The sequence below is a fragment of the Rhizobium sp. 42MFCr.1 genome, from assembly GCF_000377185.1.
Classification (GTDB): domain Bacteria; phylum Pseudomonadota; class Alphaproteobacteria; order Rhizobiales; family Rhizobiaceae; genus Rhizobium; species Rhizobium altiplani.
Window position 1 is genome coordinate 170,614 of sequence record NZ_KB897818.1, and the last position, 21,638, is coordinate 192,251.

Annotated in this window: 15 protein-coding genes and 1 riboswitch; of the genes, 10 read left to right on the forward strand and 5 right to left on the reverse strand. The window is 61.3% G+C overall.

Annotation, left to right across the window (positions count from 1 at the left end; translation table 11 throughout):
* The first annotated feature begins 101 nt into the window (after window positions 1–101).
* On the forward strand, window positions 102–935 hold the full coding sequence (locus C934_RS0100880; protein ID WP_018854828.1) for a TolB family protein: 834 nt from the start codon (window positions 102–104) through the stop codon (window positions 933–935).
* Window positions 936–961: 26 nt separating this feature from the next.
* Window positions 962–1,143: riboswitch (cobalamin riboswitch) on the forward strand.
* 40 nt (window positions 1,144–1,183) lie between these two features.
* Window positions 1,184–1,873, forward strand: coding sequence for a 5,6-dimethylbenzimidazole synthase (bluB, locus tag C934_RS0100885; RefSeq protein WP_018854829.1), 690 nt, complete (start codon window positions 1,184–1,186; stop codon window positions 1,871–1,873).
* A gap of 6 nt (window positions 1,874–1,879) precedes the next feature.
* Here bluB and C934_RS0100890 read toward each other — a convergent pair whose 3' ends face one another.
* Complete coding sequence (locus C934_RS0100890; protein WP_018854830.1) at window positions 1,880–2,962, reverse strand: DUF2865 domain-containing protein; 1,083 nt, start codon at window positions 2,960–2,962, stop codon at window positions 1,880–1,882.
* Window positions 2,963–3,084: 122 nt separating this feature from the next.
* Entirely contained in the window at window positions 3,085–5,397 is a 2,313-nt protein-coding gene (locus tag C934_RS0100895) for an NADP-dependent malic enzyme (RefSeq protein WP_026371469.1), read from the reverse strand.
* Window positions 5,398–5,624: 227 nt separating this feature from the next.
* On the opposite strand from C934_RS0100895, the gene C934_RS0100900 reads away from it, so the two are divergent.
* Complete coding sequence (locus C934_RS0100900) at window positions 5,625–6,449, forward strand: UDP-2,3-diacylglucosamine diphosphatase (RefSeq protein WP_018854832.1); 825 nt, start codon at window positions 5,625–5,627, stop codon at window positions 6,447–6,449.
* 163 nt (window positions 6,450–6,612) lie between these two features.
* Complete coding sequence (locus C934_RS0100905) at window positions 6,613–7,833, forward strand: MFS transporter (RefSeq protein WP_018854833.1); 1,221 nt, start codon at window positions 6,613–6,615, stop codon at window positions 7,831–7,833.
* Here the strand turns inward: C934_RS0100905 and dgcA are convergent.
* A complete protein-coding gene (dgcA, locus tag C934_RS0100910) occupies window positions 7,785–8,768 on the reverse strand; it encodes an N-acetyl-D-Glu racemase DgcA (RefSeq protein ID WP_018854834.1) in 984 nt (327 codons plus the stop codon). The genes C934_RS0100905 and dgcA overlap by 49 nt on opposite strands.
* Before the next feature lie 99 nt (window positions 8,769–8,867).
* On the opposite strand from dgcA, the gene C934_RS0100915 reads away from it, so the two are divergent.
* The 4 genes from C934_RS0100915 to C934_RS0100930 are packed head-to-tail and all read left to right on the forward strand — an operon-like array spanning window position 8,868 to window position 12,903.
* Window positions 8,868–10,037 carry an MlaE family lipid ABC transporter permease subunit gene (locus tag C934_RS0100915; RefSeq protein ID WP_026371471.1) on the forward strand — a complete coding sequence of 390 codons (1,170 nt, stop codon included), beginning with the start codon at window positions 8,868–8,870 and terminating at the stop codon, window positions 10,035–10,037.
* A 9-nt stretch (window positions 10,038–10,046) separates the two neighbouring features.
* Window positions 10,047–10,892: an ABC transporter ATP-binding protein gene (locus C934_RS0100920; protein ID WP_037089011.1), complete on the forward strand. Its 846-nt coding sequence runs from the start codon at window positions 10,047–10,049 to the stop codon at window positions 10,890–10,892.
* 9 nt (window positions 10,893–10,901) lie between these two features.
* Entirely contained in the window at window positions 10,902–12,272 is a 1,371-nt protein-coding gene (locus C934_RS0100925) for an MlaD family protein (protein WP_018854837.1), read from the forward strand.
* Between the two features lie 22 nt (window positions 12,273–12,294).
* Window positions 12,295–12,903 carry an ABC-type transport auxiliary lipoprotein family protein gene (locus C934_RS0100930; protein WP_018854838.1) on the forward strand — a complete coding sequence of 203 codons (609 nt, stop codon included), beginning with the start codon at window positions 12,295–12,297 and terminating at the stop codon, window positions 12,901–12,903.
* Window positions 12,904–13,087: 184 nt separating this feature from the next.
* Here C934_RS0100930 and C934_RS0100935 read toward each other — a convergent pair whose 3' ends face one another.
* On the reverse strand, window positions 13,088–19,297 hold the full coding sequence (locus C934_RS0100935; protein ID WP_018854839.1) for a membrane protein: 6,210 nt from the start codon (window positions 19,295–19,297) through the stop codon (window positions 13,088–13,090).
* Between the two features lie 464 nt (window positions 19,298–19,761).
* Between C934_RS0100935 and C934_RS0100940 the strand changes: the two genes are divergently transcribed.
* The gene (locus C934_RS0100940) at window positions 19,762–20,130 is read left to right on the forward strand and encodes an Hpt domain-containing protein (protein WP_018854840.1); all 369 of its coding nucleotides are present in this window, start codon (window positions 19,762–19,764) and stop codon (window positions 20,128–20,130) included.
* A 204-nt stretch (window positions 20,131–20,334) separates the two neighbouring features.
* Window positions 20,335–20,655, forward strand: coding sequence for a 2Fe-2S iron-sulfur cluster-binding protein (locus tag C934_RS0100950; RefSeq protein ID WP_018854842.1), 321 nt, complete (start codon window positions 20,335–20,337; stop codon window positions 20,653–20,655).
* 290 nt (window positions 20,656–20,945) lie between these two features.
* On the opposite strand, the gene C934_RS0100955 is transcribed toward C934_RS0100950, so the two are convergent.
* On the reverse strand, window positions 20,946–21,572 hold the full coding sequence (locus C934_RS0100955; protein WP_018854843.1) for a DUF922 domain-containing Zn-dependent protease: 627 nt from the start codon (window positions 21,570–21,572) through the stop codon (window positions 20,946–20,948).
* Window positions 21,573–21,638: the final 66 nt, after the last annotated feature.

Consider the following 21,638-nt stretch of genomic DNA (forward strand, 5'->3'; position numbering starts at 1 on the left):
AGGAACTACCTCCAGAGCAGATTCTCGGTCAGGCGCATTTGCTTGTGCTGAGTGGCGAGCCGTCGTAGGTCTGGCGGATTCGATGCTTAGGAGGATTCAGATTGCGCAGTTCCGTTGAGATCTACAGCATCAGGACAGGCGAGGCGCGCGTCGTCTGGCAAACCACGCAACTCGTTGAGGCGCCGAATTTTTCGCCGGATGGGACCTATCTGCTGTTGAACGGCGACGGACTCCTCTACCGTCTCGCACTTGATGGTTCGAGCAAGGTCGGCAAGGTCGATACCGGCTTTGCGACGACCTGCAACAACGACCACGGCATTTCGCCCGATGGCCGCCAGATCGTCATCTCCGACAAAACCGAGTTCGGGAAGTCGACGATTTATGTGCTGCCGGCCGAAGGTGGTACGCCGCGGCTGGTGACGCAAAATCGGCCATCCTATTGGCACGGCTGGTCGCCCGACGGGAAGCAACTCGCCTATTGTGGCATCCGCAACGATTTGTTCGATATCTACACGATCTCCGTTGACGGCGGCGAAGAAAAGCGGCTGACCCACGGCGAGGGACGCAATGACGGGCCGGACTATTCCGCCGACGGTCAATGGATCTACTTCAATTCTAGCCGCACCGGCCTCATGCAAATCTGGCGAATCCATCCCGATGGGACCGGTCTCGAGCAGGTCACCAGTGACAACTATGGGAACTGGTTTGCCCATCCGTCGCCCAACAACGACAAGGTTCTGATCCTTTCTTACGATCCTGATGTGTTCGACCATCCACGCGATCTCGATGTTCGCCTGCGGCTGATGGACATGGACGGCGGAAACCTGACGATGCTCTTCGATCTCTTCGGCGGGCAGGGAACGATCAACGTGCCCAACTGGTCGCCGTCAGGTGATGAGTTCGCCTATGTGCGCTACTTTCCCGTCTCGGATTAAGGGATTGCGTCGGCCAGGGTTTATGGGCATAGACGCGTCCGTCGGGTGCCCGCCGCGGGCGGGAGAATCGGGAATTCGGTGAAAGACCGAAACGTGCCCAACGCTGTAAGGCTGACGGCTGCCGCAAAGAGCCACTGGTCCAGTACCGGGAAGGCGCGGCAGTCGGATGACGCCAAGTCAGAAGACCGGCCCGACACCATAGACTGACCCGCGTGGACGGCGGGCGGTTGTGTTGTTGGGGATTGACGATGCGACCAGACCATTCAGGCTCCCTGTCGGGAGCCGCAGCCTTTTCGACCGAGGAACGCGACGCCGTCTACAGGGCTATTTCGACGCGACGCGACGTGCGTTCCGAGTTTCTCCCGGATGCCATACCGGACGACGTCGTCAAAAGGCTTCTGACGGCCGCGCATCACGCGCCGTCCGTTGGGTTCATGCAGCCCTGGAATTTTATCCTGGTGCGCGATGACAAGGTGAAGGAGGCCGCGTGGCAGGCCTTCAATCGCGCCAACCGCGAGGCCGGCGAGATGTTTGAAGGCGGGCGGCAACAGCTCTATCGCTCGCTGAAGCTTGAGGGCATCCGAACCGCACCGCTCAGCATCTGCGTGACCTGCGATCCGGACCGCTGCGGCGATGTCGTTCTTGGCAGGACGCACAATCGGCGGATGGATTCCTACTCCACGGTCTGCGCCGTGCAGAATCTGTGGCTCGCCGCCCGAGCCGAAGGCGTGGGGGTCGGCTGGGTGAGTATCTTTCACGAGTCCGATATCAAGGACATCCTCGGTGTTCCTGATCGGGTCGAGATCGTTGCCTGGCTCTGCGTCGGCTATGTCGACCGGCTCTATGACCAGCCGGAACTCGCCGTCAAAGGATGGCGCCAGCGATTGGTGCTGGAGGAACTGGTGTTTACGGATCGCTGGGACAATCCAGCGGACTGAGGGCGGCTATTGCTGCTGCGGCTGAGGGCCCGGCTTTGCCGGATGCTTGAGGTCGATTGTGCCTTGGTCGCCGGCTAAGAATTGCGGACCGATCTGGCGCACCTTGTTGGTCGCCGGATCATATGGCCTGTCCGGCACCTGAGGCTGCGGTGCAGCCGGGGCGGCGACCTTGCTCGCTGGCTCGGGCTTCTTGGTTTCGATCGTGGTGATCGATCCTTGTTGCGGCGGTTCGCTGATCGATTGGCTTTTTCGCATCCGCTCATAGTAGGCGTTGAGGTCGCAGCTGCAGGATGATTTTTCGCCGGGTTTGCGGTTCTTGTAGGCGAAAGCGTTCGGCATTGCGCTGTAAGGAGCGCCCGTCGCCGCCGATATCATCTGTGAAGTCTCAGTGCTGGAGACGTCATGATAAAAGAGCTCGGTGTCGATGCCGGGACACATCTTCGAGCAGGTGTCGGCATCGCGGGCGAAGTCCTGCGAGGTTGCATTCGAGCTTAACGGAAAAAAGCCACCGTCGCAGGTGCGCACACAGACGGTATTGAGATGAGAGGGCGTCGACATGCCGGGGAGGTATCGGCGCTGGCCGGGATCGCCACCCGGCGGTACGAAGGTGTCGTTTCGCAGCGCCTGATCTTCAATGCTTGGAGGCGGTGCATATCCATCGCCGCTGTCGGCGGGCCACTGTTCCTCGTTGCAGCCATTGTCATCGAGCGCCGCAAGAAGCTCGTTTCGCGTGCGGACATCCTCGCTTTGGCCACGCAGCTCGTCGCGCCGCTGCTGCAGATAACGGATGTTGCCGACCATTTTGCTCTCCGCGCGCTCAAGCTCCCCGCAATAGCCGTCATCGTCGCCGATCACGACCATGCTGCCGCTTGTGCAGCCGTTCTGACGGAGATCGCTACGGACCTTGCGAAGCTCAAGGTTCTGTTCGGCGATGGCGCTGGCGAATTTGCGCACCTCGGGCGTGCTGCCGATGATTTGCGGCAGATCGGCAAGGCGGGCACGCAGGTCTCCGCAGATCGCCGGCACCTGGGCATGGGCCGGGCCGATCAACACAAGTGCGGCTGCGAATGACAGAATCCAGCGGTTCAAGGCATCGTCCCATCGGTGAGCAGGTCGTAAGGCGCGGCGTCCCGCCGCGCCTCCATTGCTAGCCCGTTTGTCTTAACAGGCTGCAGTCGGAATCTTAGCGCATTTTCTCGATCGGCCGCAAATCACGCCGGCTGTGAAGCCTCGACGACGGCGAGGGCAGCCATGTTGACGACACCGCGGGAGGTCACCGAGGGCGCCAGGATGTGCGCCGGCAGCGCAGCGCCCAGCAGGATCGGCCCTACATGCAAGCCGTCGATCATCGATTTCACGACGCCGAGGGTGATGTTCGCCGAATCCAGGTTCGGGAAGACCAGCAGGTTCGCTTCGTCATGCAGGGTCGTGTCGGGCATGACGCGCTTGCGCAGGGCGTCGGAGATCGCGCTCTCGCCATGCATCTCGCCGTCGACTTCAAGCTCCGGGGCTGCTTCGCGAACGAGCTTGAGAGCAGCACGCATCTTCGTCGCGCTCTCGGATTCACGCGAGCCGAAATTCGAGTGGGAAACGAGGGCCACGCGCGGCGTAATGCCGAAGCGCTTGATTTCCTCGGCGGCGAGAACCGCGGACTCGGCGATTTCTTCCGCAGTCGGATTGAAGGTGACGTAGGTGTCCGTGAAGAACGTGGCTCCGCGCTGCGAGATCAGCAGGCTGAGTGCCGAGAAGTCGCAGACGTCATGCCGCTTGCCGATGATCTGGCGAACGTCGCGCAGATGTTTCTCGTAACGGCCTTCCAGGCCGCAGATCAGAGCGTCGGCTTCGCCGCGCTTCAGCGCCAGCGCGCCGATGACGGTCGTGTTGGTACGAACGATCGTGCGGGCGGCCTCCGGAATGACGCCGCGACGCCCGACCAGCGAGAAGTAGAGATCGACATATTCGCGGAAGCGCGGATCGTCTTCCGGGTTGATGACGTCGAAATCCGAAAGCGGGCGGATGCGCAGGCCGTAGCGCTGGAGGCGCGTTTCGATGACCTGCGGGCGGCCGATCAGGATCGGTTCGGCAATGCCTTCTTCCAGCAGCACCTGCGCGGCGCGCAGCACGCGTTCATCCTCACCTTCCGAGAAGATGACCCTCTTGCGCTCGGCATTCTTCGCCGCAGCAAAGATCGGTTTCATGATGAAGCCCGAACGGAAGACGAAACGATTGAGCTGGTCGAGATAGGCGTCGAAATCGGTGATCGGACGCAGGGCGACACCGCTTTCGGCGGCAGCCCTCGCGACCGCCGGGGCGATCCGCAGGATCAGGCGCGGGTCGAAGGGCGAAGGGATCAGGTAGTTCGGGCCGAAGACCGGCGTTTCGCCCGAATAGGCGCGGGCGGCGACGTCGGACGGCTCCTCCCGCGCAAGTGCCGCGATGGCGCGCACGGCAGCCATCTTCATTTCTTCGTTGATGGTGACCGCGCCGCAATCCAAAGCACCCCGGAAGATGTAGGGGAAGCAAAGAACATTGTTCACCTGGTTCGGGAAGTCGGAGCGACCGGTGCAGATCATTGCATCGGGGCGGGCAGCGCGGGCGAGATCGGGCATGATCTCCGGCGTCGGATTGGCGAGCGCCATGATCAGCGGGTTTTCGGCCATCTGCGCCAGCAGTTCCGGCTTCAGCACGCCGGCGGCAGACAAGCCAAGGAATACGTCGGCGCCACCGATGTTTTCCGCAAGCGTGCGCGTGTCGCTCTTTTGGGAGTAGACGCTCTTCCACTTGTCCATCAACTCTGTACGGCCTTCGTAGACCAGGCCTTCGATGTCGTGGACCCAGATATTCTCGCGTTTGGCGCCCAGCGTGACGAGGAGGTTGAGGCAGGCGAGGGCAGCGGCACCCGCGCCCGAAGCGACGATCTTGACCTCGTCGATCTTCTTGTTGGCCAGTTCCAGGCCATTGAGGATCGCCGCAGCGACGATGATGGCCGTGCCATGCTGGTCGTCATGGAAAACCGGGATCTTCATGGTCTTGCGGAGGCGGCGCTCGATCTCGAAACATTCCGGCGCCTTGATGTCCTCGAGATTGATGCCGCCGAAGGTCGGCTCGAGCGAGGCGACGGTCGAGACCATCTGATCGACACTCGTTGCATCGACCTCGATATCGAAGACATCGATGTTGGCAAACTTCTTGAAGAGGACGGCCTTACCCTCCATGACCGGCTTTGATGCCAGCGGACCGATATTGCCGAGGCCGAGAACGGCCGTACCGTTGGAAATGACCGCTACGAGATTTGCGCGCGAGGTATAGTCGGCGGCCGTCTCGGGATTGTCGCGGATGGCGAGACAGGGTGCTGCGACGCCGGGGGAATAGGCCAGCGCCAGGTCGCGCTGGTTGCCGAGCGGCTTGATTGCCTGGATTTCAAGCTTGCCCGGACGCGGATAGCGATGGAAGTAGAGCGCCTGCTCGTCGAGGCTTCCACCTGCCAAATTCTTTTCCGTCTTGGACTTTTCGTGATGATCCATCATCGCCTCCGGCTGCCGCATGCTGTCTTTGAACTGCCTTCAATACATCAAACGGGATGGTCGAACAGTCGGAATTTCCGTTCGAAATGCGAAAACAGCGCAAATCTGCCGTGGGGGGAGCGCAGGTCTGTAGAGACCGGGAAAATCGGGCGTGACAACCGGATGTCATCTTCCTGAAACACGACTCTGGTTTTGGAAGGTCAGGTGAACCATGGGACACGAGCAGGATGCTTGTGAGGGACAATATGGATACGCGGCACTTCCGTACGCTTTTCATTTCCGATGTGCATCTCGGCTCCAAGGCCGCGAAGGTGGACTTCCTGTTGGATTTTCTCAAGCATCACGAGGCCGATACCATCGTCCTCGTCGGCGATATCATCGATGGCTGGCGACTGAAGCGCAGCTGGTACTGGCCGCAGGATTGCAACGACGTGGTCCAGAAGCTGCTGCGCAAGGCGCGCAAGGGCACGCGGGTGGTTTATATCCCCGGCAATCACGACGAATTCCTTCGTGACTTTCCAGGCACCCATTTCGGTGGCATCGAGGTTGCCGAGCGCATCATGCACGAAGCGGCCGACGGCAAGAAGTACCTCGTGCTGCATGGCGACGAGTTCGACGTCGTGGTGCGCAACGCCCGCCTGCTCGCCTATCTCGGCGACTGGGCATACGACATGGCGATCATAATCAATATTGGCCTAGCAGCAATCCGTCGCCGGATGGGGATGCCGTACTGGTCGTTTTCCGCATGGGCCAAGCTTCAGGTGAAGCATGCAGTCAACTTCATCGGCGAGTTCCAGCGCGTCGTTGCCGACGAAGCCCGTAAGCACGGTGCGGACGGCGTGATTTGTGGCCACATTCATCACGCTGTCATGGAAGACATGGACGGGATCCGTTACATCAACACTGGAGACTGGGTCGAAAGCTGTACGGCGATCGCCGAGCATCAAGACGGCGCCTTTGAATTGATCGAATGGCGTTCCATGAGCGGTACGCAGGCGGTCCCGATGGCGATCGGGCATCGCGAAAAGGACGTCGCCCGGCAAGCCGCTTAGGCGCAATCTCCCAAGCCAGCAATTCAATGCATCAGTTTAGCCCGTTGTGTCTTTGCGACAGGCCCTATTTATTTTTTTAAACGTTTCAATCGGGCAATTTCTTGCCATAGTCGCCCTTAGGTTGACGTGATAGGCAGCGTTCAGTTTCCTGCAGGTCCACCTAATGATTCCCGCTCAAAACCCTCAGACAGGCGAGGGCGCCCCGCCGCGCTTTCGGCTTCTCAGTGCCCTGTCTTACTGCGCGCCCCTGCTCGTCAATGGCGTTGCGTTGCCCTTCTTTCCGATGTGGCTTGCACAGCACGAATTCAACGACCACGAGATCGGCGTCATCCTCGCGGTGCCGATGGTCGTGCGCGTGCTCGTCGCCCCGATCGTGGCGATGTATGCCGACCGGATGAGGGAGCGAGCGGATGTGCTGCTGTTTTCCGGAGTCCTGTCGCTGCTGACAGCCATCGCGCTCTACTGGACGAACACATTCTGGCCGGTGCTGATCGTCTACACGATCCAGGGAGCGACCTTTGCCTGTTATGTCCCGGTTGTCGAATCGATCGTGATCTCCGGAGTGCGGCGCTGGGGTCTGGATTACGGCTCCATGCGGGTATGGGGGTCGGTAGCGTTCATCGTCTCCACTCTGATCGGCGGGCAGCTGATCGGGCATTGGGGTGGCGAGATGGTGTTGCCTGTCATGACCTTTGGCTTTGTTATGACTGTTGTGATGGCTATCTATTGTCCCCGGATCGGCCCGACGCGCAGGCGCGGGATACCTGTCGATATCTCGGCTGCAACGGGGAGTTCTCTGCGCCAGCCCCATTTGTTGGCGTTGCTGATCGGGGTCGCAATCCAGCAGTCAAGCCACGCGGTGCTGCAGGCCTTCGCATCCCTCTACTGGCGAGAACTCGGCTTTTCCGGCACCGAGATCGCCGTTTTGTGGAGTGCTGGCGTTGCGGCCGAAGTGACCGTCTTCTTTCTTTCCCGCCGGCTGAACCGCCGGTTCAGCGCCTGGACGCTAATCCGGTTCGGGGCGGCGGTCAGCGTGTGTCGCTGGATTCTGTTCCCGATGCATTGGGGGTTCTGGGGCTTCTTCCTGCTTCAGTGCATGCATTCCTGCACCTATGCGTTCGTGCATACGGGCGTGCAGACACGTATCGTCGCCTCGGTGCAGGAGACGCAGGAATCGTCGGCGCAGGGCGCGTATTTCTTCTACAACGGCATGTTCATGGGGCTGATGACCATCGCCTCCGGTTACATCTACGCTTGGCTCGGCCTCGCAAGCTACTACGTGATGGCACTCGTCGCCCTGACCGGTCTCGGGCTGGTTATCGCGGCTTACTATCTTCAGCCCCAGAGCGTCGTTTCCGGCGGGAAAACGAGAGAGGCCGTATAACGCAGTCCCGGTTCGCGGTCGCGAGCAAGCAGCAGCGGTCCATCGAGGTCGACGAACTCGGCGTCCTGGGCCAGCAGCACGGCTGGCGCCATTGCCAGCGACGTGCCGACCATGCAGCCGACCATGATCTTGAAATCAAGGCGTTGCGCCTCTTTCTTCATCACAAGCGCCTCCGTGAGGCCACCCGTTTTGTCGAGCTTGATATTGATCGCGTCGTAGCGGTCGCGAAGGCTGGCGAGGTCCCCGGTATGGTGGACGCTTTCATCCGCGCAAACGAGGACGGGACGACGGATCTCCGCCAGAAATTCATCCTTGCCGGCCGGCAGCGGCTGTTCGACCAAGGCGACGCCCATATCGGCAGCGATGCGCAGATGATGCTCAAGCGTTTCGTCAGGCCAGCCCTCATTGGCATCGAGGATGATCGCCGCATTGGGCGCTGCCTCGCGAACCGCGCGGATACGGCTTTCGTCATCGCCGGTGCCGACCTTGACCTTCAGGAGGGCCCGATCGGCGTTTGCGCGCGCCTGTGCAGCCATGACGTCAGGTTCGCCGAGCGAGATCGTGAAGGCGGTCGTCAGCGGCTGCGGCTGCGCCAGGCCAAGCGCCATGATCACGGTTTCGCCCGAACTCTTGGCTTCCAGATCCCAGAGGGCGCAGTCAACGACATTGCGCGCGGCGCCGGGAGGCATAGCTCGCTGAAGTTCCTTTCGCGTCAGGCCGGCTTCAATCAACGGCTTTGCCGCTTCGATCTGTGCTGCCACGCTTTCCATGGTCTCGCCATAACGGCGATAGGGAACGCATTCGCCTCGGCCGGCAAACCCGTTTTCCCGGATTATGCAGAGGATCACGTCTGCCGACGTTTTGGCGCCCCGCGAGATCGAGAATGTGCCCGCTATGGGGAAGGAATCCGTCTGAATTTCAAGTGACCGTGGCATATTTGCAATCCTGCGCGCATGGAAATTTGGTGCGGCTTGGGTATATTGATCCGAAGCGGCGAACCGTTAGTTCGCGAGTCGGCAATGTCGCCGTAAGCCTTGAAAGACACAAGCGTTTTGAAGTCCGAAACCCGTAACGCCGCCTCACTGCATGTGGACGACCAGAGCCATGGCGCGGGTCAGTTCGTTCATATCGAAGGGAACTGGCGAAGCGCCAACCTGCATCTCGTTTTGCGTGACTTCGACAAGCTTACCGCCGGCCGAAGCGGCGAGGTGACACTCGACCTATCAGGCGTGACCGATATCGACACCGCGGGCGTCTGGCTGCTCTGCCGGCTGAAGAAGCAGGTGGAAGGCGCCGGTGGGACCGTGCGCTTCGAAGGCAGTAACACCCATATCGACGAGATGATCGCGGAGTTTTCCGAGGAACCGCCGCAGCCCGAGCAGGAGCCGCAGCCAAGCGCAAGCTGGCCGGAGCGGATCTTCGCACCGATCGGCAAGATCACCTCCGAGCTCTGGAACAACCTCGCGGCCGCGATGTATATCCTCGGCTCCGCTGTCCGCGGCGCGCAAATGAAATTCGGGCGAGGCAGCGGCGTATCGCCGGCGTCGATCGTCAACCAGATCGACCACATGGGCGTGCGCGCGGTGCCGATCATATTGCTGATGTCGTTTCTGATTGGTGCGATCATCGCGCAGCAGGGCGCCTTTCAGCTCCGCTATTTTGGCGCCGAAGTCTTCGTCGTCGATCTAGTCGGTATCCTGCAGCTTCGCGAAATCGGTGTGCTTCTCACCGCCATCATGATTGCCGGCCGCTCGGGCAGCGCCATCACGGCTGAAATCGGCTCGATGAAGATGCGCGAGGAAGTGGACGCATTGAAGGTCATGGGGCTCAATCCCGTGGGCGTGCTGATTTTCCCGCGCCTAGTTGCCCTTACGGTGGCGCTGCCGCTGTTGACGGTCATCGCGAACTTTGCCTCGCTCGCCGGCGCAGCCGTGGTCGCCTGGGCCTATTCCGGCATCACCTTCGCCAACTTCGTCTCCCGCCTGCATGAGGCGATCACGCTGTCGACGGTGCTGTCCGGGATGATCAAGGCGCCGTTCATGGCGCTGGTTATCGGTATCGTTGCGGCGGTCGAGGGCTTAAAGGTAGGCGGCAGCGCCGAGTCGCTTGGCCAGCACGTGACCGCGGCGGTAGTGAAGGCGATCTTTGTCGTTATCCTCATGGACGGGCTTTTTGCCATGTTCTATGCGGCCATCAATTTCTAAGGATTGTACGTGGACGGGCAGCATACAGAGACCGGAAACAACGAGGGGCGAGATGTCGTGCTATCAGCGCGCGGCGTGACCGTCGCTTTCGGGTCGAAGGTTGTTCTCGACCATCTGGATCTGGATATCTATCGCGGCGAAATTCTCGGTTTTGTCGGAGCGTCGGGAACGGGCAAGTCGGTCTTGATGCGGACGGTGCTTCGGTTGCTGCCGCGGCGCTCTGGAACGATCAAGATTCTCGGTCAGGACTTCGATGAGTTGGACGAGCCGCAGCGCAACGCGCTCGACATGCGGCTCGGTGTGCTGTTTCAGCAGGGGGCGCTGTTTTCGTCGCTGACCGTCCGGGAGAACATCCAGGTTCCAATGCGCGAGTATCTGGACCTGCCCCAGTCGCTGATGGACGAACTCGCGCAGCTCAAGATCCGCCTCGTCGGGCTTGCGGCCGATGCCGCCGACAAATACCCGTCGGAGCTTTCGGGCGGCATGATCAAGCGTGCTGCGCTGGCACGCGCGCTTGCGCTCGATCCGGAATTGGTCTTCCTTGACGAGCCAACGTCGGGCCTCGACCCGATCGGTGCCGCGGAGTTCGACGAGCTCATCGCAAGGCTCAGGGACACCCTCGGCCTGACCGTCTACATGGTCACGCACGACCTCGACAGTCTCTTCTCGGTCTGTGACCGGATTGCGGTGCTTGGCAAGAAGCGGGTATTGGTCGAGGGAACGATCGACGACATGCTGGCCTGCGACGATCCTTGGGTTCAGGCTTATTTCAAGGGCAAGCGGGCGCGTTCGGTCGTGCCGCAGCGTGGCCACGCAGGCAAGGACAGCCTGGCGCAAGATAGCCGCGGGAAGTGAGCGGATACGATGGAAACAAAAGCGAACTACACGATTGTCGGCTTTTTCACGGTGCTCGTTATCGCGGCGGCGTTCGGTTTCGTTTACTGGATGGCGGAATATGGGCGCGGTGGGCCGATGGCCGAACTGATCGTCCGGATTCCCGGCTCCGCGAACGGCTTGAGCGTCGGCTCGCCGGTGCGGTTCAACGGCATTCAGGTCGGTTCGGTCAAGTCGCTGTCCATCGATGCCGACGATCCCAGTTTCTCACTGGCGTTCACCGAGGTGCGGGTCGACGCGCCTATCTATCCCTCGACGAAAGCCATCCTTGAAATCCAGGGTCTGACGGGTGCTGCCTATATCGAACTTTCGGGCGGGAGGATCGGCGAAAAGAACATCCTTCAACAGTCCCTCGAGACCGGAAAGCGAGCGGTCATCGTCGCGGATCAGTCGAGTGTCACGAACCTTCTGGCGACGGCAGACAAGATTCTTGACAGAGCGAACGATGCTGTCGGGCAGATTCAGGGCTTTGTGACGGATGCACGCGGGCCGCTGACGAAGACATTGCAGAATGCCGAGACCTTCTCCGATGCACTGGCCAAGAACTCAGGCAACATCGACTCGTTCCTGCAGAGTGTCGGCCAACTCTCCGAGACCGTGCGTAAGGTCTCGGGTCGTGTCGACTCGACGCTGGAAGCGGTCGAGGCCCTCGTGAAGGCCGTCGACGCGAAGAAGATCGACACCATTCTCAGCAATGCCGAGAAAGTCAGCCGCGACGTTGCCGATGCTTCGGGAAACTTCAAGGGAGCGATCCAGAAGTTCCAGGAAACGGCGACGACCTACAACGACCTCGGCAAGAAGGCGCAGGCGACGCTCGATCGAGTAGATACGTTGGTCGCGCAGATCGACCCGGCGAAGGTCAAGGGATCCGTCGACGATATCTCGCAGGCGACAAAGGACGCACGCACCGCAGTCGCTTCGATCAAGGACGTCGCGAACACTGTTTCGGCTCGGCAGAAGGACATCGACCAGACGATCCAGAATGTTTCGCAGATGGCGAACAAGCTGAACGCGGCCTCCACACGTGTCGACGGCATTCTGATCAAGCTGGACGCGCTGCTCGGTACGGACAATACGCAGTCGCTGTTTGCGCAGGCGCGTGACACGCTCACCTCATTCAAGAAAGTCGCCGACAATCTGAATTCGCGCATCGGTCCTATTGCGGACAACTTGCAGAAATTTTCCAGCGGTGGGCTGCGCGATGTGCAGTCGCTCATCAACGACACGCGCTCCACCGTGCAAAACCTCAACGATGCGATCGGCAATTTTGACCGCAATCCGCAGCGGCTGATCTTCGGTGGGGATACCGTAAAGCAATATGACGGCCGGACGCGGCGTTAATAGGGATATTAGGGGAGCGCATATGGCCGTATCGGATCTGTTGCAGCGTCGTTCGTGGCTATCGACGACCGCGATTACGCTGCCGCTATTGGCGGGTCTGGCAGGCTGTGGGACGGCTGCCAGGAACGACACCTACGACCTCTCCGCGTCGGTGACTGGCAGTGGGCCGGCGGCCAGGGGCCGGCAGATCCTGGTGCAGCAGCCAACTGCGTTGCGGGCGATCGATAGCGAACAGATCGTCATTCGGGTGGCGCCGTCGCAGATACAGTACCTTTCCAAGGCGCAATGGGGCGACAAGCTGCCGCGCATGGTCCAAGCAAAGCTCGTCGAAGCCTACGAGAACTCAGGCAAGCTCGGCGGCGTCGGCGTGCCCGGGCAGGGACTGGCGATCGACTATCAGCTCGTGACCGATATCCGCGCTTTCGAGATCGACACGACCGGTGGCAGCCACGCGGTCGTCGAGATTTCGGCCAAGATCGTGAACGACCGGAATGGCACCGTGAGAACCCAGAAAGTGTTCAGACAAGCGGTGCCGGCCAATGGGTCCAACGACGGTCTTGTGAAGGGTCTCGATCGCGCGTTCGCGAGCGTGACGGCTGAGATCGTGAACTGGACCCTCCAGTCGATCTGATAGAGGGCGCCGGCAATGCACCACAAGGTGCCTGCTGGCGCGTGCCGGCCTAGCGCGATGGCGTAACACGATCCACCGTCCACGACCCGACCCGACCTTTCGCAGAGAGCGACGTCAGGACAATCGCCCGAGATGAAAATGGCCGCCTCTTGGGCGGCCATTTCATTTGTTCCTTGAGTGTGGCTTAGCCCAGTCGCCCTGCGGCGTGAGCAAGCATCGTATAGACCTTGCCGGTATCCGAGGTCAGATAGGACTGCGTGATCGTCTTGTCGCGATCGCCGCGGGAAACATCAGAAAGGAGCTTCTCGAAATCGGCGATATAACGATCGACGGCGGTGCGGAACTCCGGCTCGCGATCATACTTGCGCTTGATCTCGTCGAAGGTCTGCTGGCCCTTCAGCGTGTAGAGGCGGCGCGTAAAGACGTCCCGTTCGCCACGCTGGTAACGACGCCACAGATCGACCGAAGCGTCATGATCGATTGCACGCGCGATATCTACCGAAAGCGAGTTCAGCGACTCGACGACGTGGCGCGGATTGCGGCTATCGGCCGTGCGGGCAGGTGCCGCCGCGGCAGCCTCGGCGCGTGGGGCTGGTTGCCGTGCTGGAGCTTCCTCGGCGGTCTCATCGCGCGATGCACCACGCAGGAGGTCGCTGATCCAGCCGCCGCTTGCCGGGGGAGCGGCAACGGGGGTGCGCTGCGGCGTTGCGGCTGCATGCGTCAGGGAGCCACGCAGACCGAGGTTCTCGATCGGCGAGGGTGTTGCTGCCGGAGCCGGGGCGGGGGCTGCGGGAGGGGTGGGCTGGGGCGCCTGCTGGGTAACGGCCGGCTGAGCCGGGCGTGGCGCAGGCTGAGGCTGAGGCTGAGGAATGGCCCGCGGCGCAGGCTCGGAGATCTCCAGTTGCTGCGTCGAGCGGCCAACGATGTGCGAGATGTCCTGCAAAGCCTTGATCTGCTCGGCAACGGCGCGGCGCATGGCAGCAGCGCTTTCCTTGGCCTCTTCCGGAAGATCGAATGCACCGCGTTTCAATTCGCTGCGGGTCATGTCGAGTTCCTTGCGGATATCGCCGGCCGAGCGGCGGATCTCCTCGGTGGCGCCGGAGAAGCGGGATACTGCCTCCTCGACTGCCTCGCGAAGCGACTCGCGCATGGTCTGGGCAGCGCCGTCGGATGCACGACCTGCCTCGCCCAGCATACGCTCGACTTCCGACAGGGAGGCCGTCAGGCCGCCACGCAAGCGGCTGGAAAGCTCGCTGGAGCGACGTTCGGCGTTGCCGAAGGCGCCGTCGATTGTGGCATTGGCGTCTTCGCCGGCCTTGACGATCGCAGCGCGCATCGTTGAGGCGGCTTCCTCAGCCCGCTTTTCGGTTTCGGAAAGAACGCGGCCGATGTCGGAGAACGAGGATTGCACGCTTTCGCGCAGCGTTCCGCTGACCTGGTTGGAGCGCTGTTCGGCGCGGTCGAATGCGGATTCGACCATGCCGCCCAGGGCACGCATCGTCCGTTCGATTTCCTCGGAGCGCTGGACGAGTCCCACGGAAAGGTTCTGGAGGGCGCTTTCGCGATCCTCGAGCGTTGACACGAGGTTGGATTGAGCGGCTGCCAGCAGGCCGGATGCCTGGCTGAGCACCTTGGAGTGTTCGTCGAACCGGCCGATGATACCGCCGACCTGGGCAAGCGTCTGGCCCGAAATGTCCGAGAGGCGGTCGACCTTGCCTTCGAGCAGGCGCGTCGAGGCAGACACCATTTCGGCGGCCTTCTGGGCAGACTCGGTGAAGCGCGACGTCGTATCGCCGAGGCGGCCATCCACTGCCGCGAGATTTTCGGCGGCACGGCTCATCACCTGGCCCATAGCTGAGCTGTTGTCCGACAGGCGTTCGATCAGCTTGTTGACGTTGGCAAGCAGGCTGTTTTCCATCGCGTCGACGGCCGAGGATGCGCTTTCGGTCCGTGCCGTGATTGCGTTGACGAGCGCCTCATTCTCACTGCGCAGGCGCTCGGTGCTGCGTTCCGTCGCTGTCGTAATGCGCGCGGCGGCGTCCTTGCCTGCTTCGGCATAGCGGTCGATCAGCGGCCGCGCCGTCTCCTCGAGAATGCGCGACAGCTCCGTGGAACGACCGGACAGCATCGAATTGAGCTCGCGGGTGCGATCGTCGAGCGTCGAGCGGATGGCGTCGCCACGCGCCTCGAGCGCCTTTTCGACATTGGTCAGCGTCGAGTCGATTTCGCGCGTGCGATCCTCGAGGTTCGAACGGATTGCATTGCCACGTGCTTCCAGAGCACGTTCGACGTCTGCCATGGTTGAGGTAATTTCCTGACTTGCGTCGGAAATCGTCGTGCGGATACCGGCACCATGGTTTTCGAAAGTCGCTTGGGCGTCGCCGAGGGCGCGGGAAATAGCGCCAACCTGGCCACTGACGAGGGTCTCGGCCTCGGCGACCTTCTTGATAATGGCATTGCCGGCTTCCGAGAAAGTCTGGGCAACGGCGGCTGCCTGGCCGGCCAAACGGTTCTGGGCGTCGGAGACGCGGCCGACGATCTGCTCGGAACGCTCTTCGATCGTGCGGGCGAACTCGTTGCTCTTGGCGTCGAGGCCTTCGGCAAACTGCTGGCCGGTGCGGCCTAGGTTTTCGGCGGCGCGGGCTGCTTCGTCGTCGATGCCCTTCGTCGTCTCGGCGACGGCGCTGCGCAGCGAAGCGGCGAGCCCGGCAGCCTTACCTTCGATCGTGCGATTGACGGCGTCGAGGCCGACTGTGAGGGCCCGGTCCATCGTGGACAGGCGCTCCTCGATGCGGACGCTGCCGCGTTCCATCGCCTCGTCGATGCTGGCCGTACGGGAGTCGATCTCCGAGGTGAGGTTGGCGGTGCGGCCATCGATCGTTTCGGTAAACTTCGTGGCGCTGTCGTTGATCGCCGCAGCGATACGGTTCGTTGCGTCTTCGCCGAGCGTTCCGAGGCGGGAAATGCCGTCGGACAAAGTGCTGGAGAGGCGACCGCCAGCGGCGTCGACCTGCTCGGCCACGCCGCCGACGCCGTCACGGATGCGGTTTTCGAGGGCGGCAAGGCCGGCCTCGACGCGCGAGCCGGTTTCCGCAAAGCGGCCCGTCATGCCCTCGATCGACTGGTCAAGCTGTGAAGAGAAGGTCTCTGCCGAACGCGAGATCTCGCCAGCAGCCTCCTGGAAACGGCCGGCAATGTGACCGGTGCTGTCGCGCAGGCGGTCTTCCAGGGCCCGGCCACTGTTGTCGATCGCCTGGCGAAGCGAGACTTCATGGTCTTCCAGGGACATTTCCAGCATGCCGACGCTGGTGGCAATCGAGGCGCTGATCGTCGTCGCCTGATCGGAGAGCGTATCGCTGATACGGCTGTGGGCGTCGGTGAGGGCGAGGTTGATAGCCTGCTCGCGATCGGCCAGCGTCGAACGGATGCGTTCATGGGCCGAGTCCAAGCCGCTTTCGATGCGCGTAGCGGCATTGCCGGTCAGGGCTTCGAAACGATCATGCGCAGCCGCAAGACCGCCTTCGATGCGGGCGGCAGCGTCGCCGTGCAGTGTTTCCAATTTCTGATGCGCATTGCTGAGGTTGTATTCGATGCGGGCCGCGGCGCTGCCAGCCAGCTGCTCGATCCGATCGCTGCCGCTCGACAGCGTGCCTGCAAGCGTCGATGCGTGTTCGTTCAGGGAACGCTCGAGGCGTTCCTGGCTTTCCGTGTAGGCGCTGCGGATGGCGTCCGACTTGTCGACGAGGGCGCCGGCAACCCGGGACTCGGCGCCGGCCACGGTGTCGAGCAAGGCGTTGGTGCGGGCTTCCAGTGCATCGTCAAAACGGCTCTGGCTTTCTCCGAAGGAGATCGCGAGCGCCATGGCCTTCTCGTCCAGCGTATCCGAGAGGCGGTCCTGGACCGTAGCAATCGAATTCGCGATGGTATCGACACGCCGGGCAAGCGCCTCGTCGATGCGGCTATGACCTTCGTTCAACGATACCGCAAGCGCCATGACACGGTCATCAAGCGCCTCGGTGATCCGGTCGTGCCCGCCGGCAAGCGAGTTGCTGATCGTTTCGGCGTGATGGCCGAGCGTGTCTTCAATGCGCGACTGGCCTTCGTTGAGGGAGATGGCGAGGGCCATTGCCTTGTCATCAAGAGTATCGGCGAGCTTCTCATGGCCGCTGGCGATCGAAGCGGCAATCGCTTCCGCACGCTTGGCGATCGCATCCTCGAAGCGGTTCTGGCTCTCATCCAGCGAGATGGCCAGCGTCATGGCCTTGTCGTCGAGTGCGTCCGCAAGGCGCTCATGGCTGCCCGAGACGGCGCTGATGATTGCGTCCGAGCGGCTTGCCAGGGTGCTCTCAAAGCGGTCGTGGCTGTCGGCAAGGGCGGCAGTCAGCGCGCCTCCGCGATCGGCCATAACGCCGTCGATCCGCTCATGCGCGGAATCGAGCGCGTGCGTGATATCGGCAGCGCGCTTGGAGATCATCGTGTTCAGATCGTCGGCGCGGCCGAAGGCCGACGTAATTTGCTCGGTGCCCGCGGAGACGGCCGAGCTGAGATCGGAGGTCGTGGACAGCAATGTTTCGCGGAACTCTGTCGCGCGTGCGGAGAGATTATTGTGGAGTTCCGAGGTGCCCGACGCAAGCGCCAGGGAGATTTCGGACGTGGCGTGGCTCAACGCCGAGGTCATGCCTGTCGTGTGCGTATGGATAGCCTCGGTGACCTCGGAGACCTTGCCTGCCAGCGAGCTTTCCATAACTTCCTGGCTGGTCGCGAGGGCAGTGGCCAGTGCGAAGGATTGATCGGTAAGCGACGCGCCAAGGCGTTCGATGCTCGAGCTCAAAATGCCGTTCAGCGACTCCGAACCGCCGGTCATGGTGTCGTTGATGCGGTTGAGGCTCTCCATGAGCTTCGTGTCGAGCGAGCCGGCACGCTTGTCGAAGGCATTGGCGAATTCCGCGACGCGCTCATCGAACGAGGTCGAGAGCTGCGCGACAGTCGCTTGCAGCCGTTCGTCAAAGAAGCCGGAACGAAGGTCGAGATCCATGATGGTGTCGTCGACGCTCGACTGCAGGCTCTGGCGGAAGGTCGAACCCTTCTCGTCGAGCGCGCTGTTGAGCTTGGAGAGAACGTCATCAAGCGTGGTGCTGATCGTGCGCTCGCCACCGGTCAGGCTCTCGTTGATCTCGCGGGTGCGGGCGATCAGGATTTCGTTCAACTGGCGGGCACGGTCGTTCAGCGCGGCGTTCAGCTTCTCGGCGTTGCTGTCCATCGTGGACGCACGCGTCTCGAACTGCCGAAGGACAAGCTCTCCATGCTCGCTCAGGCTCGACGCCAGGGTATCCAGCCGCGTGTCGAATTCGTTGGTGAGTGCGAATCCGGAGGAGGTGAGCGTTTGCAGCAGTGAATCCGTCTTTGCCGCAAGCAGCGTGCCGAGCGACTGGATGGCCGATTCCGACTTTTCGGTGATCGCCGCCGCGCGCGTGTCGATCATCGAGGCGAATGCTTCGCCCGAGGTCGCAAGGCGTATCGCGATCTCTTCCGTGGCAAGAGAGAGGTCTTCCTTGAGCTGATCATGCACGCCCGAGATCGACGTGCGGATACGCTCAGCGTGGTTGACGATCGCTTCGCGCTCCGACCCAAGTTCATGGACGAGGCCGCGCACGCGCAATTCATTGTCGGCGTAGCTGCGCTCGAGGGCGTTGACCTCGGAGTGGACGAGGGTTTCAAGCTCCGAAGCGCGTGCGATGGTGCGTTCGATGCCTTCGTTCATCGCCGAGACTTCGCGGCGAACGGCCTGGCCGACCGTCATGATGCGTTCGGAAGCGACGGTCTCGGGCTCGGAGAGGCGAAGCGCAACTTCGGCCATGGAGCGTGCTGCGTTGCGCATGTCCTGGGCGCGCGCCATCATGACGGCAAAGGCATAGAACAGCAACACCGGCACGATGATGCCGATGAGGCCGGCAACAATGCCCGGAAGAGCCAAAAGATCGGCGATCGAGCGGATCTGCCAGATCTGCGGCGAATAGAGCAGGGCCATGAGGCCGAGACCGCCGACGATCCAAAGCAGCGACACAATGGTTGCGTTGCGAACAGCCGATCGGCTGGAGCCGGTCTCCAGGGACTTGAGAAGCGTAGCCGGCGATATGCGGTTGGCGTCGTTGGCGGCGAAGGACGGGGCGCGAGACGGCTGCTCGGGCTGGCGAGGCGTATTGGCGGGGCGCGCGCGCTCCTTGGAGCCTTGTTGATTGCGGGCACTCGGTGTTTCGGACAATTTGGCCTCCGGGGCGTCGGTCTTGCCGTTGCGAGACAGCGTATCGTCTTCTCCGAAGTCGATCTGGAGCGCCTCGTCCAATGCCTTGAACGCCTTGTCCTCGATCGACTCGCTGTACTTGTTGTTCGCCATTTACGTTACGCCTCGTTACATCCCAGCCGGTTCAACAACGCCTCGGGCTTCCCGCCGAGCCCGCACAAAACCTTAGCCTCTGAGCCCGCCCGTCCACATTGCCGAGGACGGATAAGCATATCATTTCAGAGTGGATAGCTGCTTTTTCATACAGACGGTATCAAAACATTACCATTATCCACTTGGCGAGCAAAGGCAGGTACCGGAAAGCTCGCCCAGTAGTATCGTAGTGACACATCCGGGACTGCTAGACAATTAACGCAACCGCTCAAATTCCCGGATAATAAGGTCTTGTTAACATCATTTAATAAAAGCGGGCCCTTGAAACCAAGGCGTTAGAGACGTTTAGCTGGCGTTAACCATACCTCAAGAAATCCGCCCTGAATGTGCCGGAATTTAACGCGATGGCCACTCGGTGCCCGCACTTTTGTGGAAAGTCGGCATGGACGACGGAGGATTGGCACATGGCAGCAGTCAGTATTGCGTTTGCGGCGCCCGACATTTGCAAGGGACCTCGGCCTTCGCAGGAGCGTCCGGTAGATCTGGTGCATCTGGCAAACCAGACAATGGGCGACAAGAGCCTGGAAATCGAAGTTCTGCAAATGTTTGCGCGTCAGGCGCGGGCCTGCCTGCAGGAAATATCGTCCGGTGACGCCAAGATCGTTGAAACCGCGGCCCATCGCCTCAAGGGCGCGGCCGGAGCTGTCGGGGCGTTTCGCGTCCATGCGGCTGCCGAGGCGCTTGAGGGCAATTGCGGCGACGCGGCCAGCATGGCGGCGGTCGGTATTGCCGTGATCGAAGCGGAGAATTTTATCCTCAAGCTTTGCCGCTGAGTTCTATAAATCTGACGGAATAGAGGCCCGCTGATCCATTTCGGAGCAGCGGGTCTTTTTGTGACCGCCGGCATGGCGCATTTTGACAAGCGCGTCGCTTCTCAATCTGTGATGAAGGACACCGAGCGGTCGATGTTGACTGCCTCGGCGATTTGTTGGAAGAAAAAATCCAAACCCTCCCATTGACGACCACCGGAAATCATCATGCCCAAACTGACCATTGTCGCCTTCGACGGCACGCGCTTCGATCTTGATGTCGATCAGGGATCGACCGTTATGGAAAATGCCGTGCGCAATTCGGTACCAGGTATCGAGGCCGAATGCGGCGGCGCATGTGCCTGCGCGACCTGTCACGTCTACGTCGACGACGAATGGACGGAACGCGTCGGTTCGCCTGAGGCGATGGAAGAGGACATGCTCGATTTCGCCTTTGACGTGCGTCCGACGTCGCGCCTCTCCTGTCAGATCAGAATGAAGGCGGCTCTGGACGGGCTCGTCGTTCACGTGCCCGAGCGGCAGGCCTGATTCCACCACAGTCCAAAAAAAGCCTCGCTTGCCGTTAGACGAGCGAGGCGAGGTAGGCGCATTACCTGCGGACGAGGGAGGATCATCCGCGGCTTCGCAACGCGCCAGGAGAACCCAGGAGCGAAAGTTCGGGCTTACGGACCTGAACTTTCGAATGTTTGAATATTACCGCGTTATGGTTGATTTAGCTAGACCGAGAAATAACCACTAAATCACTGGGGCGATTGCGGTTTCGCACAAGTTTTGTTACGCGGCTAACCTTTTGTGATCGCGTTAAGCTTGAGAATCAGCTACCTTGCGCCGCCGGATATTTTAATCCGATCGTTCAGAAGTCTCATCATTCGACTTTGAAAATTGACGGCTTCGATTCGGTCGAATCGGGCCTGCAACCTGTCGTGCTCATCGATGCCGCGGGTCGATACGTCGGTGACGAGCTCCTGCATACGCTCGCAGCTGCGCTGCGGTGGAAGCGCGAGGATCTGCTTTTCCATGACACGCGCCTGGTTTCGCGCGATCTCTGCATGGCGCTCCTCGTGCCGCTTGATGTCGCTCGCAAGTGCATCCCAGATGATCGACAACTGCTTGCTGGCACCCTTGCGGTCGGTCCAGCGGGGCAGGATTATCTGCGTATGGACGGTGACCTTGGCGCTGGAGACGCGGCAGCGCCCTCCGGCCTGAACATAGGTCGCATCGCCGCCGAAGCGGATCTTGGTCGCACCCGGGTGGCGGGCGGACGAGCCACTGGCCGTCGGCCCGTTGATGCTCAGTTGCTGGTCGAGTTGGTCCGCGGTTTTGCCCTTGATGGGAAAATAGGAATAGCTTCGCGTCGCGATTACGGTGGCGGCAGCTGGGCTGCACGCCGCTACGGCCATGGAAAAGCCGAGGAGGAGGGGCATATAACGCGGTACGGAATGCATTCTGCAGATACTCATGTTGAAGTTTGCCGGAGCTTGGGGCATAGCCACGGCCAGTGCAAGATCATG